This is a genomic window from Streptomyces sp. NRRL WC-3626, from assembly GCF_000718785.1.
GTDB classification, from domain to species: Bacteria; Actinomycetota; Actinomycetes; order Streptomycetales; family Streptomycetaceae; genus Streptomyces; species Streptomyces edwardsiae.
Genome location: NZ_JOCA01000025.1, coordinates 1 through 14,070, shown reverse-complemented (window position 1 = coordinate 14,070; position 14,070 = coordinate 1). Strand labels below are relative to the sequence as shown.

Annotated in this window: 14 protein-coding genes and 1 pseudogene; 5 read left to right on the top strand and 10 right to left on the bottom strand. The window is 71.1% G+C overall.

Going from position 1 to position 14,070, the window contains the following annotated elements; genetic code table 11:
* Positions 1-4: 4 nt before the first annotated feature.
* The 8 genes from IF28_RS0129975 to IF28_RS0129940 all read right to left on the bottom strand — a co-directional run bounded on the left by IF28_RS0129975 (position 5) and on the right by IF28_RS0129940 (position 8,344).
* Entirely contained in the window at positions 5-340 is a 336-nt protein-coding gene (locus tag IF28_RS0129975; RefSeq protein WP_030226728.1) for a DUF4387 domain-containing protein, read from the bottom strand.
* Positions 333-1,724, bottom strand: a complete 1,392-nt coding sequence (locus tag IF28_RS0129970; protein ID WP_030226725.1) for an acyclic terpene utilization AtuA family protein — start codon at positions 1,722-1,724, stop codon at positions 333-335. The genes IF28_RS0129975 and IF28_RS0129970 overlap by 8 nt, the downstream gene beginning before the upstream one ends.
* The gene (locus IF28_RS0129965; RefSeq protein ID WP_037894296.1) at positions 1,708-2,847 is read right to left on the bottom strand and encodes an ABC transporter ATP-binding protein; all 1,140 of its coding nucleotides are present in this window, start codon (positions 2,845-2,847) and stop codon (positions 1,708-1,710) included. Before IF28_RS0129965 ends, IF28_RS0129970 begins: the two co-directional genes overlap by 17 nt.
* Entirely contained in the window at positions 2,840-4,573 is a 1,734-nt protein-coding gene (locus IF28_RS0129960; RefSeq protein ID WP_030226718.1) for an ABC transporter permease, read from the bottom strand. The genes IF28_RS0129965 and IF28_RS0129960 overlap by 8 nt, the downstream gene beginning before the upstream one ends.
* Entirely contained in the window at positions 4,570-5,688 is a 1,119-nt protein-coding gene (locus tag IF28_RS0129955; protein ID WP_030226710.1) for an ABC transporter substrate-binding protein, read from the bottom strand. Before IF28_RS0129955 ends, IF28_RS0129960 begins: the two co-directional genes overlap by 4 nt.
* A 299-nt stretch (positions 5,689-5,987) precedes the next feature.
* Positions 5,988-6,146 (bottom strand): hypothetical protein, encoded by a 159-nt coding sequence (locus IF28_RS39300; protein WP_158713726.1) that lies wholly within the window; start codon positions 6,144-6,146, stop codon positions 5,988-5,990.
* Positions 6,147-6,191: 45 nt separating this feature from the next.
* The gene (locus IF28_RS0129945; RefSeq protein ID WP_051713927.1) at positions 6,192-7,625 is read right to left on the bottom strand and encodes a sensor histidine kinase; all 1,434 of its coding nucleotides are present in this window, start codon (positions 7,623-7,625) and stop codon (positions 6,192-6,194) included.
* A complete protein-coding gene (locus tag IF28_RS0129940; protein ID WP_030226703.1) occupies positions 7,622-8,344 on the bottom strand; it encodes a response regulator transcription factor in 723 nt (240 codons plus the stop codon). The genes IF28_RS0129945 and IF28_RS0129940 overlap by 4 nt, the downstream gene beginning before the upstream one ends.
* A gap of 192 nt (positions 8,345-8,536) precedes the next feature.
* Between IF28_RS0129940 and IF28_RS0129935 the strand changes: the two genes are divergently transcribed.
* The gene (locus tag IF28_RS0129935; protein ID WP_030226701.1) at positions 8,537-9,259 is read left to right on the top strand and encodes a GntR family transcriptional regulator; all 723 of its coding nucleotides are present in this window, start codon (positions 8,537-8,539) and stop codon (positions 9,257-9,259) included.
* Positions 9,260-9,291: 32 nt separating this feature from the next.
* Positions 9,292-9,396: pseudogene (locus IF28_RS38225) on the top strand (riboflavin biosynthesis protein RibD); the annotation flags it as partial.
* A 154-nt stretch (positions 9,397-9,550) separates the two neighbouring features.
* Here IF28_RS38225 and IF28_RS0129925 read toward each other — a convergent pair.
* The gene (locus tag IF28_RS0129925; protein WP_030226695.1) at positions 9,551-11,035 is read right to left on the bottom strand and encodes a family 43 glycosylhydrolase; all 1,485 of its coding nucleotides are present in this window, start codon (positions 11,033-11,035) and stop codon (positions 9,551-9,553) included.
* Between the two features lie 248 nt (positions 11,036-11,283).
* Between IF28_RS0129925 and IF28_RS0129920 the strand changes: the two genes are divergently transcribed.
* The 3 genes from IF28_RS0129920 (at position 11,284) to IF28_RS0129910 (ending at position 13,932) form a co-directional block, all read left to right on the top strand.
* The gene (locus IF28_RS0129920; RefSeq protein WP_051713941.1) at positions 11,284-12,471 is read left to right on the top strand and encodes a DUF2235 domain-containing protein; all 1,188 of its coding nucleotides are present in this window, start codon (positions 11,284-11,286) and stop codon (positions 12,469-12,471) included.
* Between the two features lie 58 nt (positions 12,472-12,529).
* Entirely contained in the window at positions 12,530-13,030 is a 501-nt protein-coding gene (locus tag IF28_RS0129915; protein WP_030226692.1) for a hypothetical protein, read from the top strand.
* A gap of 131 nt (positions 13,031-13,161) precedes the next feature.
* Entirely contained in the window at positions 13,162-13,932 is a 771-nt protein-coding gene (locus tag IF28_RS0129910; RefSeq protein ID WP_030226691.1) for a GNAT family N-acetyltransferase, read from the top strand.
* Positions 13,933-13,967: 35 nt separating this feature from the next.
* On the opposite strand, the gene IF28_RS38895 is transcribed toward IF28_RS0129910, so the two are convergent.
* On the bottom strand, positions 13,968-14,070 hold a 103-nt coding region (locus IF28_RS38895), incomplete at its 5' end, for an RICIN domain-containing protein (protein WP_158713725.1).

The following is a 14,070-nucleotide window of genomic DNA, read 5'->3' as shown; positions in this document are numbered from 1 at the left end:
GTCGTCACGTCCGCGGCAGCTCGAGGGTGGCCAGGGGTACGTGGTGCTGGCCGGCGTGGATGTCGCGGTCGCGGACGCCGGCCTGGGTGACGGGGCGCGGGAAGGAGATCTTCACGACGTTCAGCGAGGGAATGCGGAAGAACTGGACCTGGGCGGCGTCGACTCCGTAGAGGTCGGCGATCACCTGCTCGTTGAGGAAGGTGTCGTCGGCGGCGATGGCGTAACCGGCGCTGTCCTTCATGAACGTCTCCATGGTGACCCAGAAGGGTCCGGCGTTCTTGGACCGCACCTCGATCGCGAGGTCACCGAGGACGGACGGGGCGGGGGTGCGGTCAGACATGGGTGTCCTCGTGGGCGTGGTGGGTGCGGAACATGCCGGTGGGTGAGTCCACGTCGACGGCGTGGTTGAGGACGAACTCGTAGGCGGGCCCGCGCTCGGTCTCCGCCGGGGAGGTGGCGAAGGCGAAGCTCGGCAGATACTGCATCTCGGGCAGCGGCAGGTGCAGCATCAGCGGGTTGGCGACCTTGGCGATGGCCGTGGCGGTGGCCTGGGAGGGGGCGTTGACCAGGAGCATGACGCCGACCTCACGGGGCGGGGTGGTGTCCGGGTCGCCGGCCTCGAGGATCGCGTTGTGGCCGTAGAGGCGGATGTCCAGGGCGTAGTCGTCGTCGCTCAGACCGAGGGTCTGGCGGACCCGGTCGGTGACGAGGGTGCGCAGGAGTGCGGCCCAGCGGTCGATGTGCGCGGTGATGTAGGGGTCGCGGATACCGGTGAAGGAGACGGTCTCGTAGCCGGTGACGCGGGCACCCTCCAGCTTGATGGTGTGCTGGGCGGCGGGCTCGAAGCGTGAGCCCTCCACCCGTACGCGGCGGTGGTCCAGGGCGGTGTAGGTGGCGTCGGAGACGTCGAGGGTGCCGGCCGGTTCGCGCATGCGGAAGGGGTTGGCCGTCTCGTAGAGCATGTGGGCCGCGACGGACGCGGGGGTGCAGACGTTGGCCGGGTCGAGGGGTTCGATGACGAAGCCGCCGGCGTCGATGGTGGCCAGGACACCGCCGGCCCGCGGGTCGGTGGTGCACTGGCCGCCGCACTCGACGACCTTGGCGGCGTGCCAGGCGGGACCGGCCGGCATGCCGCGCATCAGCGGGACGGCGGCGGCGAGGGCGGTGTCGGTGGCCCGTCCGGCCAGGACCACCTGGGCGCCCGCTTCGATGGCGTCGGCGAAGGGTTCGTGGCCCATCATGCCGACGATGTGCGCGCAGCTCTCCAGGGTGTCGGGTTCCAGCGGTCCGTGCGGGGCCAGCGGCCGGATGCGGCCGGCGCCGAGCTCCTCCTTGAGGAAGGCGGGGTCCTGCTCGCTGTAGACGCGGGCGATCCGCAGATCGAGGCCGGCCTCGGCCATGACGCTCTCGGCGATTCCGGCGACCCAGTCGACGCCGGAGTCGGTGCCGCTGGTGCCGCAGGAGCCCACCAGCAGAGGGATGCCGGCGCCGGCGGCGGCCCGCAGCAGGATGTCGAGGTCCCGGCGGACGGCGGCCGCGGTGGTCTTGGCGACGCCGGCGCCGAGGTAGTACGGGCCGGAGTCGGTGGAGCCGCCGTCGATCGCGATGACGTCGGGGTTCAGGGTCAGGCCGTACTCGATGGTCTCCGGGGCGAACCCGGCGCCGAGCATGCCGCTGGGTGACAGGACCCGGACCTGCGGGGCGGGGTCAGTGGACGGAGGCATGCGGGTTCTCCTCGTGCGAAGGGGCGTCCTCGGGGACGTCCATGGGGGTCTCCTGCGGGAAGACACGGATGTCCTCCGGAGGGAGGCTGATGGTGAGTTCGCCGTCGGCGACGGGGCGGGTGGTGGTGACCGTGACCGGGGTGGCGCCGACGCGGACGGTGTAGCGGTAGTGGTCGCCCAGGTAGGCCCGGTTCTCCACCGTGACGGTCAGCGCGTCCGGTGGTGTGCTGCCGGCGGCGCCGGGGCGGTGGATGTCGATGTTCTCGGGCCGGATACAGACGCGTGCGCCGCCCAGGTGCGTGCCGGTGTGCGGGACGCGCAGCGGCCGGCCGAGACCGTCGACGCGGATCAGGGCGTGGCTGCCGTCTGCCTCGGTGATGGTGGCGGTGAGGATGTTGGCGGTGCCGACGAAGTCGGCGACGAACAGGTCGGCGGGACGGTCGTAGATCTCGTCGGGGGTGCCGACCTGGTGCACCCGGCCCCGGTTCATGACGGCGACACGGTCGCTGACCGACAGGGCCTCGTCCTGGTCGTGGGTGACGAAGACGGTGGTGACGCCGACCTGGGACTGGAGGTTCTTCAGCCACTGGCGTGAGCGGTCGCGGAGTTTGGCGTCCAGGTTGGAGAACGGCTCGTCCAGCAGCAGCATGTCGGGCGGGTGGGCCAGCGCGCGGGCCAGGGCGACCCGTTGCTGCTGCCCGCCGGAGAGCTGATGGGGGTACGCCCCGGCGTGGTCCCCCAGTTCCACCAGGTCGAGGACCTCCCGCACCCGCCGCTCGCGCTGCGCCTTCGGTGTCCTGCGGAGCTTGAGGGGGTAGCCGACGTTGGCGGCGACCGACAGGTGCGGCCAGATGGCGTACGACTGGAACACCACACCGCAGTTGCGGTGCTCCGGCTCGGTGTCGATGCGGCCGTGGTCGAAGACGACGCGGTCACCGAAGGCGATGCTGCCCGAGTCCGGCCGGTGCAGCCCGGCGACGGACCACAGCGTGGTCGACTTCCCGCAGCCGCTGGGGCCCAGCAGGGTGAAGATCTCACCGTCGTGGACGGTCAGCGACAGTTCGTGCAGCGCGGTGTGCCGGCCGAACTTCTTGGTGAGGCCGTTCAGGTGGAGGTCAGGCACGCGGACGCACCCCCAGCAGGGCGCGGCCCGCGCCCAGTACGACCAGCGTGATGACCATCTGGATCACTCCCAACGCGGCGACACTCCCGCCGATGCTTGTCGCTGCCAGTTGCAGCATGGTGAGCCCGAGTACGGGCGTCTCGTCGGTGACGAGGAAGACGGCCGGTTCGGCGTCGCCCAGCATGGCGACGAACAGCAGCACGAAGGAGGCGCCCATCGCGGGTGCGACGAGGCGGAGTACGACCGTGCGCATGGCCGTCCACCAGGAGGCACCTGAGGTGCGGGCGGCATGGTCCAGGTCGGCGCCGATGCCGGCGAGTGCCGGGTAGAAGGCGCTGTAGCCGAGGGCGAGGCTGCGCACGGCGAAGGCGATGCCGATCCCCCACAGACTCGCCCGGATCGCCCCGGACCTGTCCAGCAGGGCGAAGCTCCAGAAGAACGCCATGCCGGTGACCAGGGCGGGCATCATGCGCGGCCACAGCATGCCCTGCTGCAGCGAGCCGCGGAACCGGAACCGCGAGCGGTGCGCGACGACCGAGAGCACGGCGATGACCAGGGTGGTCAGGGCGCCGCCGACGCCGGCGATGAGCAGGCTGTTGACGATGGAGTCGGTGTAGAGCGGGTTGTCGAAGACGGCGGAGAAGTTGTCCAGCGTCAGCACGCTCCAGGGCGAGATGAAGGGCGAGAGGATGGAGGTGAACGCGGCGAGCACCACTCCGGCCAGCGGTACGACGACGAACACGGCCAGGAACAGGGCCAGTACGCCGCTCATCAGCCAGCGCACCGGCCCGAGCCGCAGTACGCGGACGCCGGCGGGTTTACCGGTGGTGGTGGTGAACCGGGCGGTGTCGCCCACCAGTCGGTTGCGCAGGACCAGCAGCGCGGAGACGGCCACGAGAAGGAACACGGCACCGGCCGAGACCAGGCCCTGCTGGGAGTCGTTGGTCCAGTGGTCGTAGAGGTAGGTGGAGATCAGGCTGATCTCGCTGGAGAAGCCGAGGACGAGGGGAAGGCCGAGGACCTCCATCGACAGGGCGAAGACCAGCAGGGCCGCGTTGGTGATCGCGGGCCGCATCAGCGGGAGGCTGACGGAGAGCAGACTGCGCAGCGGACCCGCGCCCAGGGTGCGGGCGGCGTCCTCCAGGGCGGGGTCGATCGAGAGCAGGGTGCCGCGGCACAGCAGGAACACCGTGGGTGAGGCCACCGTCATGCCGACCATGGCCATGCCGGGGATGCTGTAGAGGTCGACCGGCATGCTCAGGAAGGTGTGGGTCTCCAGCCACGAGGACGCGAACCCGGCCGGCGTCCACATGGCTGCCCAGCCGATGATCAGCACCAGTCCGGGCAGCGCGATCGGCACCAGCAGCAGCGTGGTCAGGGTGCGCCGCCCCGGCAGGTCCGTGCGGGTGAGCAGGACCGCGCAGGCGACCCCCACGACGATGGATCCGGCGGTGTTCAGCGCGGCGAACAGGACCGAGTTGCCGACCGCCGTCCACCAACCGCCGTCGGTGAACAGCGCGTCGAAGTTGTCCCGGGTGAAGTGGCCGCCCGACTCGTACAGCGGTGTGGACCACAGGGAGGCGGCGACGACGGGCACGATGGGGCCGACGATGACCAGCAGGGCGAGCGCCCACAGGACGTAGTGGCTCGCGTTGGTGGACAGCGGCCGCCGGCGGGGTTTCACGGGTGGTGGGGGGCTGTACGGCCGCAGTGGGGTGGCGGTCACCGGCCGAACGCCTTCTTCCAGCGGGCGACGATCGCGTCCTTGTTCTCGACGATGTCCTTCGGGTAGCCGCCGAGCATCAGGTTGTCGGCGCCGACGACCGCTTCGACGGCGGGAAGTCCGTAGGCGCACTCCACTCCGTCGCGGTACGGGGTGAATCCGCCCTCGCAGGCGGCCTCCTGTCCCTCGACCGACAGCAGGAAGTTCACGAACAGCTTGCCGGCGTCGGGTGAGCTGGCCTTCCTGGTCACCGCGACGGCGCGGGGCAGCAGCGGTGTGCCGTCCGTCAGGTACGTGTAGTTGAGGATCTTCGCCGCGTCGTCGCCCTCGATCAGCGCACGGACCGATCCGGCGACGAAGTAGGCCGCCTGGTACTCGCCCTGGGCGAGCTTCTGCATCAGGTTGCCGTTGCCGGACTCGACCCCGGTGTGGGGGCCGAGGGCCTCGATGTTCTTCCAGCCCGCGTCGCCGTGCTCGGTGACGTAGCTGCTGACGGCGCCGAAGGACTGCGGATTGCCGATGTCCGTGGTGCCGACCTTGCCCTTGATCGACCGGGAGAGCTTCGCGAGGGAGGCGAGGTCTTCCGGCTGCTTGTCCTCGGGGATGAGCGCGGTGTTGTAGACGGCGACCAGCGGATCCTCGGACATGGCGACGACGCCCGGGGCGAGCCGGGCGTACTCGGGAAGGTTCGCGAGGTTGGGGTCGGTGTAGTCGAGCACATGGCCGTCGCCGACGAAGTTCAGCATCCCGACGGCGTCCGTGGCCATGACGACGTCCGCCGTGCGCACACCGGTGGCCGTCTCCGTGGCGTAGCGCTGGAACGTCTGCGGGTCGTTCATGTTCAGCACGCGCAGCTTGATCCCGGCGTACTTCGCCTCGAAGGCCTTGGCGATCGGCGCCATCTGGTCGGCGTCCGCGTTGGTGTACAGGAGCACCGACCCCTGCTTCCCGGCCCGGTCGACCGTCGCCGCGTCGAGGGGCGTGACGGACGACGCCCTGCCCACGTCGACCGACGCCGTAGGGGTCGCCGACGCTCCCCCGCCGGAGGAACCTCCGCAGGCGGTCAGAGCGACCGCGCAGGCAGCGGCCAGAGCGCTTGCCTTCGACAGCGAGATCATCGTCGATCCTCCACTATTTGCTATAGCTCGTCGGACGGAGAGCCGGGCAGCTTTCCGCGCCGCGCGACCGGCGACGCCGGGCACAGGTTCTTGGGATGCACCACCCCCGCGCGGCGATACGCGCAGCACATCAGGTGGGTGAGAGAGGTCCGCAGGGATTCCGGGCGGGTCACGGGCTGCCCGTCCGGCCTCTTGAACGGGGCGTGCGATGCTCGCCACGCCCAAGAGGAATGGTATTTGCTACAGCGTCACTGTCAACCGGTTGCGCCGAGGTAAAGCCCGGTCCGGCCGGGGTGGGTTCAGACGGTCTCCGCGACGTCGGTGACGCTCCGGCCGGTGCGGTCGAGCGGGACGGTGTCCGGCCGGACGCCCGCGGGGAGCCCCGCACCGAGCCGAGCCGTGTCGCCGGCCTGTGCCACCACGTCGAAGAGCCCGCTTGCCTCGATCCCCCGCGACACGGCCGCGCGGACGAGGGCGGGTCCGCCGGCCAGGACGACGGTGGGTCATGACCGGTCCCGCTCGCGTGGCAGCCGGATGGTGACGGTCGTCCCCACTCCCACGTCCGACTCGACGTCCACGTGCCCCTGGTGGGCGTGGACGATGGCTTCGACGATGGCAAGACCCAGGCCGGAACCGCCGTAGGCGCGGCTGCGGCTGGCCTCGGCCCGCCAGAAGCGTTCGAAGACCCGCGGCAGGTCCTGGGCGGCGATGCCGGGGCCGTCGTCGGCCACGTTCAGCCGCACGTCGTCGCGTACGTGGGTGATCTCCACCAGGACGCTCGTCCGCAAGGGGGTGTGCTGGACCGCGTTGCCGACGAGGTTGCGCACCACCTGTTGCAGCCGGTGGGCGTCGCCGACGATGCGGGCGGGCGGCGCGGGTGCGATGGTGATGCGGCGCCGCGGGTAGATGATCTGGGCGTCCTCCACGACGGCGGCGGCCAGGGCGGTGAGGTCGAGGGGATCCTGCTCGACGGGCCGGCCGGCGTCCAGTCGGGCGAGCAGCGCGAGGTCTTCGACGAGCAGGCGCATGCGCCCGACCTCGTTCTCTATGTGCTCGAGCGCGGTCTCCAGGCCCGGTCCGGTGACGCCGCCCTGCCGGTGCAGGTCGAGCCAGCCGGAGATCGTGGCGAGGGGGGTGCGCAGTTCGTGCGAGGTGTCGGCGACCATGGAGCGCACGGTCGCCTCCGCGCGGGCCTGGGCGTCGAAGGCGCGGTTGACGGCCTCGGCGAGCAGATCGGTCTCGCTGCCGCCCTGGCGCGTGGGCAGCCGTTCGCTGAGGTGTCCCTCGGCGATGGCGTCGGCGGTGCGTGCCATGCGTGCCAGCGGCCGCATGCCGAGCCGCAGCACGAGCGTCGCGAGCGCCAGCAGCACCAGTAACGCGGCTCCCACCAGCGCGAGTTGCCGCTCGACGAGCACACGGGTGGTGCTGTCGTCGATCGAGGTGTCGATGGCCAGGATGAGAGCGGCCGGTTTTCTCTCCCCGGTGCCGGGCGTCCGGTCGACGATGGTGAGTCCGGGGCTCGGGACCCGGACGGCCGCGAGGCCGTGCCGGTCGTCGTGCCCGTCGTAGGTGACGATGCGGCCCGGCGGCACGCCGGTGCTGAGTTCGGCGAGTTCACCGGCTGCCGAGGTCGCGGCCCCCGTGCTCTCCAGGACCTCGTTGTCCTCGTCGACGGCGACGATGCCCAGCGGGGGCCCGAGCAGGGCGGCGAACTGGTCGGCGTCGGCGCTCTGCGGACCGCGGGCGATCACCTCGGTGAGCCGGCCGGCGCTCACTCGGAGGGTGTTCTCGTCACGCTTGTCGAGGAAGTCCTCGAGGAGGAAGGCGCTGATGACGGTGCCGGCCGTGAGACCGGACACGAGGAGGACAGCCAGGCCGGCCAGCAGGCGCAGCCGGACGCTGGAGCGGGACCAGTTGGTACGGCTTTTCGGGCTCACCTCGCGGCCCGTTCCCGGAGGGTGTAGCCGACGCCGCGGACGGTGTGCAGCAACGGTGTGCGGCCGTGGTCGATCTTGCGGCGGAGGTTGGAGACGAACCGCTCGACGACGACGGTGTCGCCGCCGAAGTCGTACTGCCAGACCGCTTCGAGGATCTGGGCGCGGGAGAGGACCTGGCCCTGGTGGGTGAGCAGGTAGTGCAGCAGCCGGTACTCGGTGGGTGAGAGTTCGACCAGGTCGCCCGCTCGGCGGACCTCGTGGCGGGGGTCGTCGATCTCCAGGTCGGCGCAGCTCAGCCTGACGGTCTCCTCCGTGGCGGGGGCGCCGCCACGGGCACGGCGCAGCAGGGCCTGGAGGCGGGCACCGACCTCGACGACGCTGAACGGCTTGGTGACGTAGTCGTCCCCGCCCAGGCGCAGTCCCCGCACCCGGTCCTCGACGGCGTCCCGGGCGGTGAGGAAGAGGACCGGGACGTCGACCGCGCGGGCCCTGAGCAGCTGGAGGATCTCGAAGCCGTCGGCGCCGGGCAGCATGACGTCGAGGACGACGACGTCGGGGGTGCGGCGGTCGACCTGTTCCAGGGCTTCGGTGAGGTCGCCCGCCACGTCGACGTCGAAGCCGGCGAAGCCGAGGGCCGAGATCAGCAGGCGGCGGATGCCGGGATCGTCGTCGACCACGAGGACGTGGTCGGTGGTGCGGGGTGCCTCGACGGCGTTCATACGTGCTCCTCGTGCGGGGGCCGCACATCCTCATCGGGTGGTGGCCGAGGCCCTTTGACGCCGGTGATGCTTCCGGGCGGAGTTGACGGCCCGCCCACGGCGAACCTGACGGTTTTCTGACGGTCCCCGCCGGTCCTCCGGTGCTGGATGCGGTGATTGATTCCGGACGCTGTAGCAAATACCATGCACGTTATGGTCCAGCTTCCTCAACTCTCTTCGCCGGTGACTCTCGGCGATCAGGCGTACGCCGCCATCCGTGAAGCGATCGTCTCCGGCGTGCTGAAGCGCGGGGAGAAGGTCACGGAGCGGGGGCTGGCCGAATCCCTCAGCATCAGCGCGACTCCCGTCCGCGAGGCGCTGCGGCGTCTGGAGCAGGACCGGCTGGTGGAGCGGACGGGTCCGCGGTCCGTGCGGATCGCGCAGTTCGGCAAGGAGGAGCTCCGCGAGTTCACGATGATCGAGGACGTGCTCCGGGCGCTGTCCGCCCGGCTGGCAGCCGAGAAGTCGACGGCGGCCCAGCGGCGCGAGATGGCCGCCTGCCTGGACCGGGCGGACGCACTGCGCGGCGAACTGCGCGACGAGGCCGCCGGAACGGACGAGGAGCGGGATCTGGTGCTGAGGATCCAGCACCTCATGTCGGAGTTCCACGCCCTCGTGGACGAGGCCAGCGGGAACGCGACCCTTGTCCAGATGCTCCGCACGGTGGACGCGTTCGGTTCGGAGGAGCGACGCGACAGCACCCTGTCGCAGGTACGCAGCGGACACGCGAAGATCGTCGAGGAGCGCTACCGTCAGCACCGGGCCATCTTCGAGGCCATCGCCGCCGGCCATGGCGACAAGGCCGAGGAGCTGATGAGGGCCCACAGTCACACCTCGAACACCTCGCGCATCAGGACGCGTTTCCCCGGGGCGTGATCACGGCCGCTTTTCGCCGCATGCCACGGCGGGGTGAGCAACCGCCGTTCCACGCGCCGGTGTTCGTGCTCACCCGGCACGCGCGGGAACCGCAGTCGATGGCGGGCGGCACCACGTTCCGCTTCGTCACCGGCGGCACAGCGGATGAGGTCGCGGTCAGTGAGTCCGGCAAGGCATGTGACCCGCCGGGTACCGCGCCGAGCACGGCGCGCGGGGAGCCCCGTGCCGTGCTCGTCCCGCACGACCGCCCCGGCCGTCGGCGCGTGCGCGTCACCGACGGCCGGGGCTACCTCAGTTGACATAGACCTCGGCCCGGTCGACGCTCACGAAGGACGCTCCGGACTGGGAGTTGTGCTCCCCCGTCACCCGGACCCGGAGGGTGTGGCCGCCGTACGCGAGACGTGGGCTGGTGTACTGCACCGCCTCGCCGATCCGGATCGAATTGTGGAAGTCCACCCGCTGTTCGGGCCCGCCGTCGACGCTGACGGCCGCGTAGCCGTTGCCGGTGTCCTTGACGGACAGCAGGACGATACGGGTGCCGGTGAAGGAGAAGGTCGCCGTGGCGCCGGCCCGGTCGCTCCAGTGGTCGTCGCCCCAGAAGCACTGGGTGGCGCAGCCGGTACCCGAGTTCCAGGTGCCGCCGTAGGTGACACCGCCGGGGCCGCTGGAGCGGCCGTCGTCGTTGATCCAGTAGTTGCCGGATCCAGGGTCGCCGGACGGCAGGTCCTGGGTGGCCCCCATGGCCGACGGGCGGCCGAAGTCGGGGCTGCCGTCGGCCCGCCAGGTGAACTTCTGCGCGCGGGTGGTGCGGTTGCTGTAGGTGTTCTGGGACGTGGTCTTGGCGTGGTAGACGATCCAGTCCTCGGTGCCGTCGGGAGAGCGGAAGAAGGCGTGGTGGCCCGGCCCGAACACGCCCCGGTCGTCGGCCCGGGAGAACACGGCGCCCTGGTGCTGCCGCCAGTTGCCGGGCACCAGCGGGTCGGCGGTCAGCGGCATCGACATCATCCAGACCTGGTAGTCCGGCTTGCCGGTGTCGCACGCGGAGTAGGTCATCCACACCCTGCCGCCCCGGTACAGGAACTCCGGTCCTTCCCGCACCTCGGGGCAGCCCCCCGCGGCGTCGAGGGCGACGGCGTTGCCCGAGACGGTGTACGGGTTGGACATCGGCGCGATGTTGAGCCCGTTGTGCTGGTACTGGTTGATGCCGCTGTACGCGAGGTAGAGCCGGCCGTTCAGCTCGAGGATCCCCGCGTCGATGGCGAAGTCGTTCGCGTGGTTGGGCGGGGCGAGCTTCGCCTTGAAGTGGTACGGGCCGGCCGGATCGTCGCGCTCCGACTCCAGGACGTACAGGCGGTGGTGGTCGTCGACGCCGTCGTCGGCCGTGTAGTACAGGTACCAGCGGTCACCGAAGCGGTAGAACTCCGGGGCCCAGATGTTGCGGTTGCGGGAGGGGTCGGAGTCCGTCCACACCGTGACCGGGTCGGCCGTCGCCAGGGTGCCCAGGGACGGGGAGCGCCACATCCTGATGCTGTTGCCCTGGGTCGTGGTCAGGTAGTAGTTCCCGTTCCAGTGGGTCATGAACGGGTCGGGTCCGGTGTTGAGCGGATTGCGGAACGTGCCGGCCGCGGCGGCGGCGACCGCCTGTCCGGGAGCCTTGGACGAGGCCGCGGTGGCCGGTGCGGCGGCCTGGGGCAGGAGACCCAGGACGAGTCCGAGGAGGGCGGCGAAGAGCAGGCCGAAGCGTACGCCGGGACGCGGGAGGAGCCTGGAAGGCATGGGGGGTCCTTTCCGGGAGCGGATCTCGGCCGGAAGGCCATGGGGGCAGGGAGCCGGGTTTTACATCGATGTAATGACGGGGCGCCATGCTAGGGACGGCATCCCTCCCCGTCAATGGCCGGCGCTCCGTGCCGAGTTGACGCCGGCCCCGTCCCGCGCGCCGTGCTCGCATGGCGTGACGTGCCGCAGGGTGGGACCCTGGAAATGGTGCTGTGTGCCGCTCCACGCTCCCGCGAGGAGGGATGGTCATGGCCAAGCGTCTCGTCGTCTGCTGCGACGGCACATGGAATTTCGCGGACCAGCCGAGCAAGACCAACGTCGCCAAGGTCGCCCTGTCCGTGCTCCCCGGGTCCGCCGCCGGGAAGGAACAGCGTGTCTACTACCACAGCGGTGTCGGCACCCTCCGGCGGGAGCGGCTGCGCGGCGGCGCCTTCGGTGCGGGCCTGTCCCGGAACGTCGTGGACGCCTACCGGTTCCTCGTCGACACGTACGAGGCCGACGACGAACTGTTCCTCTTCGGCTTCAGCCGTGGCGCGTTCACCGCGCGCAGCCTGGTGGGGCTGGTGCGCAACAGCGGCATCCTGCGCAGGGACCACACCGACCGGATCCCGGAGGCCTGGGCCCTGTACCGGGACCGGATGGAGCAGCCGAACGGCGCCGCCGCCACGCTGTTCCGTCGCTCCTACGCCCGCGAGACGGAGATCCGGTTCGTCGGGGTGTGGGACACCGTCGGCGCCCTGGGCATCCCGGTGCCCGACGCGAAGTGGCTGCGGCCGGCGGCGAACCGCTTCAACCGCCGCTGGGCGTTCCACGACACCGAGCTGAGCGACTGGGTCGGGGCGGCCTTCCACGCCCTGGCCGTCGACGAGCAGCGATCGGCGTTCCGGCCGGCCCTGTGGCATCGGCGGCCCGGTTCCGCCGCTCGGGGCCAGGAGCTGAAGCAGGTGTGGTTCGCCGGGGCGCACAGCGATGTCGGCGGCGGCTACGAGGAGACGGGGCTGTCCGACATCGCCCTGCTGTGGATGGTCGATCAGGCCCGCCGGCACGGGCTGGAGTTCGACGCCGACGCGCTCGGCAGGGACGGGCCCCGGGTGATGGCACCGCAAGGCAGCGTCGACTTCCGCGTACGGCCGGACGGTTCGGGCGTCCTGCACGTCTCACGGACGGGCGCGTACCGACTCGCCAGGCCACTGCACCGGCCGCTCGGCGGGGCGGTGGACGACAACGGTGATCCCGACGGCGACGAGTTCCTGGCGGTGCCCGCCAAGGAGCGCTACGACCGCGACACGGACTACCGGCCGGCGGAGCTGGAGGGCTACCTGGGCAGGCAGGACCGGGTCCGGCTGGAACCTGTCCTGCTGCCGGGCCTCGCCGCGGGCCTGCCGCCCATGCCCCACGCGGCCGGCGACCGGGACCGGCTCCACCGCACCCCGTGACGCCGGCGGCGGCCATATCCCTTTGCGCGGCCGTGTCCGGCCTGGTTGGCTCGCGCCCATGAACTGGCTCCCGCACGACTTCGTCCACCCCCTGCACGTCGGCATCCCCGACGGCGGAGGCCACCGGCTGCGCCCGATCAGCGGTGCCGACGCGCCGCTCGACTATCCGACGGTGATGGGGTCGCGCGAGAGGCTGTGGTCGGTCTTCGGTCCCGCGTGGGGCTGGCCGTCGGAGACGATGTCGTACGAGGCGAATCTCGCCGATCTCGAGCGGCACGCCCGGGAGATCGAGGCGCACGAGTCGTTCAACTACACGATCGAGACACCGGACCGCACCGCCCTGCGCGGCTGCGTGTACATCGACCCGCCGGAGAAGGAGGGGGCGGACGCGGAGATCTCCTGGTGGGTGGTGGACGACGAGGTGGGCGGTGCGCTGGAGCGGGCGCTGGACGCGTTCGTGCCGCGCTGGATCGCCGAGGACTGGCCCTTCGAGCGGCCCCGCTTCATCGGCCGGGACGTGACCTGGGAGGAGTGGCTGCGGCTGCCGGACCGTCCCTGAGGGCCGCCCGTCCCCCGGATTCACCCGTGCGAGTGTGCGCCTCGCCGGCGCGCGTGGGCAGTCATGTCCCGTACCGGCGAAAGAGCAAGGGGGCACGGGTGGCGCGGAGCATCACTGACGCGGTGGAGTCGATGGAGCAGCTCGCCACGGTGTGGCGTGCCATGGTGCTCGACCGGAGTCCGGACGCGGACGTACGGGACCTGCCGGGTCTCGCCGTGCGCTGGGCGGAGAGCCGGTTCGGTTTCTGGAACTGCGTCACGCTCACCGAGACCGGGGCGGACGCGGCCCTCATGGAGAAGCGGCTCGGTCAGGCGGCGGACGTCATGCGGTCGAAGGAGCACACCGGTTTCCTGTGGGTCTTCGAGGACCTGCTCCACGACGGGGCTCGCGCGAGCCTGATGGAGGCGGCCGGGCGGGCCGGCCTGGAGCACGCCTTCTCGGGCACGGGTATGGCGGGTGACCTGCTGCCGGTCCCCGAACCGGCGCACCCGGAGCTGACGTTCGTGCGGGTCGGCACGGACGAGCAGTTGCGGGCGTACGCCGATCTCAACTCGCGCGCCTACGACATGCCCCTGGAGGCCGGCCGCGACGGTCTCCTCGGCTCCCGGCTGTGGAAGACGGAGGTGCACGCCTATCTGGGTCTGCGGGACGGCGTTCCCGTGACCTGTGCCGGGACCGTGGAGGCGGAAGGCCGCCTCTTCGTCGTCCTGGTGGCCACGGACCCGCGGTGGCAGCGCAGGGGATACGGGGAGGCGGTGACCCGCAAGGCCCTGTACGAGGGTGCCCGGGCCGGCGGACCGGCCCGGGCCACGCTGCACGCGACCGCCGCGGGAGCACCCGTGTATCCACGGATCGGCTTCGAGCCGAACTCTCCGCTGCACTTCTTCACCCTGGGCGGCTGACACCCGGCAGGCAGCGTGCCTGCGTCGTCCCTCCGTCAGGGCAGGGTCCACTTCTGGTTGGCTCCGGTGTGGCAGGTCCACAGATGCACGGGGGTTCCGTCCTCCCAGGTCCCGCCCGAGGCGTCCAGGCACTTCGCC

Coding starts and splice junctions, on each gene's coding strand:
- IF28_RS0129975 (WP_030226728.1), bottom strand. CDS start 340: ATGTCTGACCGCACCCCCGCCCCGTCCGTCCTCGGTGACCTCGCGATC.
- IF28_RS0129970 (WP_030226725.1), bottom strand. CDS start 1,724: ATGCCTCCGTCCACTGACCCCGCCCCGCAGGTCCGGGTCCTGTCACCC.
- IF28_RS0129935 (WP_030226701.1), top strand. CDS start 8,537: ATGGTCCAGCTTCCTCAACTCTCTTCGCCGGTGACTCTCGGCGATCAG.
- IF28_RS0129955 (WP_030226710.1), bottom strand. CDS start 5,688: ATGATCTCGCTGTCGAAGGCAAGCGCTCTGGCCGCTGCCTGCGCGGTC.
- IF28_RS0129920 (WP_051713941.1), top strand. CDS start 11,284: ATGGCCAAGCGTCTCGTCGTCTGCTGCGACGGCACATGGAATTTCGCG.
- IF28_RS0129910 (WP_030226691.1), top strand. CDS start 13,162: ATGGAGCAGCTCGCCACGGTGTGGCGTGCCATGGTGCTCGACCGGAGT.
- IF28_RS0129915 (WP_030226692.1), top strand. CDS start 12,530: ATGAACTGGCTCCCGCACGACTTCGTCCACCCCCTGCACGTCGGCATC.
- IF28_RS0129925 (WP_030226695.1), bottom strand. CDS start 11,035: ATGCCTTCCAGGCTCCTCCCGCGTCCCGGCGTACGCTTCGGCCTGCTC.
- IF28_RS0129940 (WP_030226703.1), bottom strand. CDS start 8,344: ATGAACGCCGTCGAGGCACCCCGCACCACCGACCACGTCCTCGTGGTC.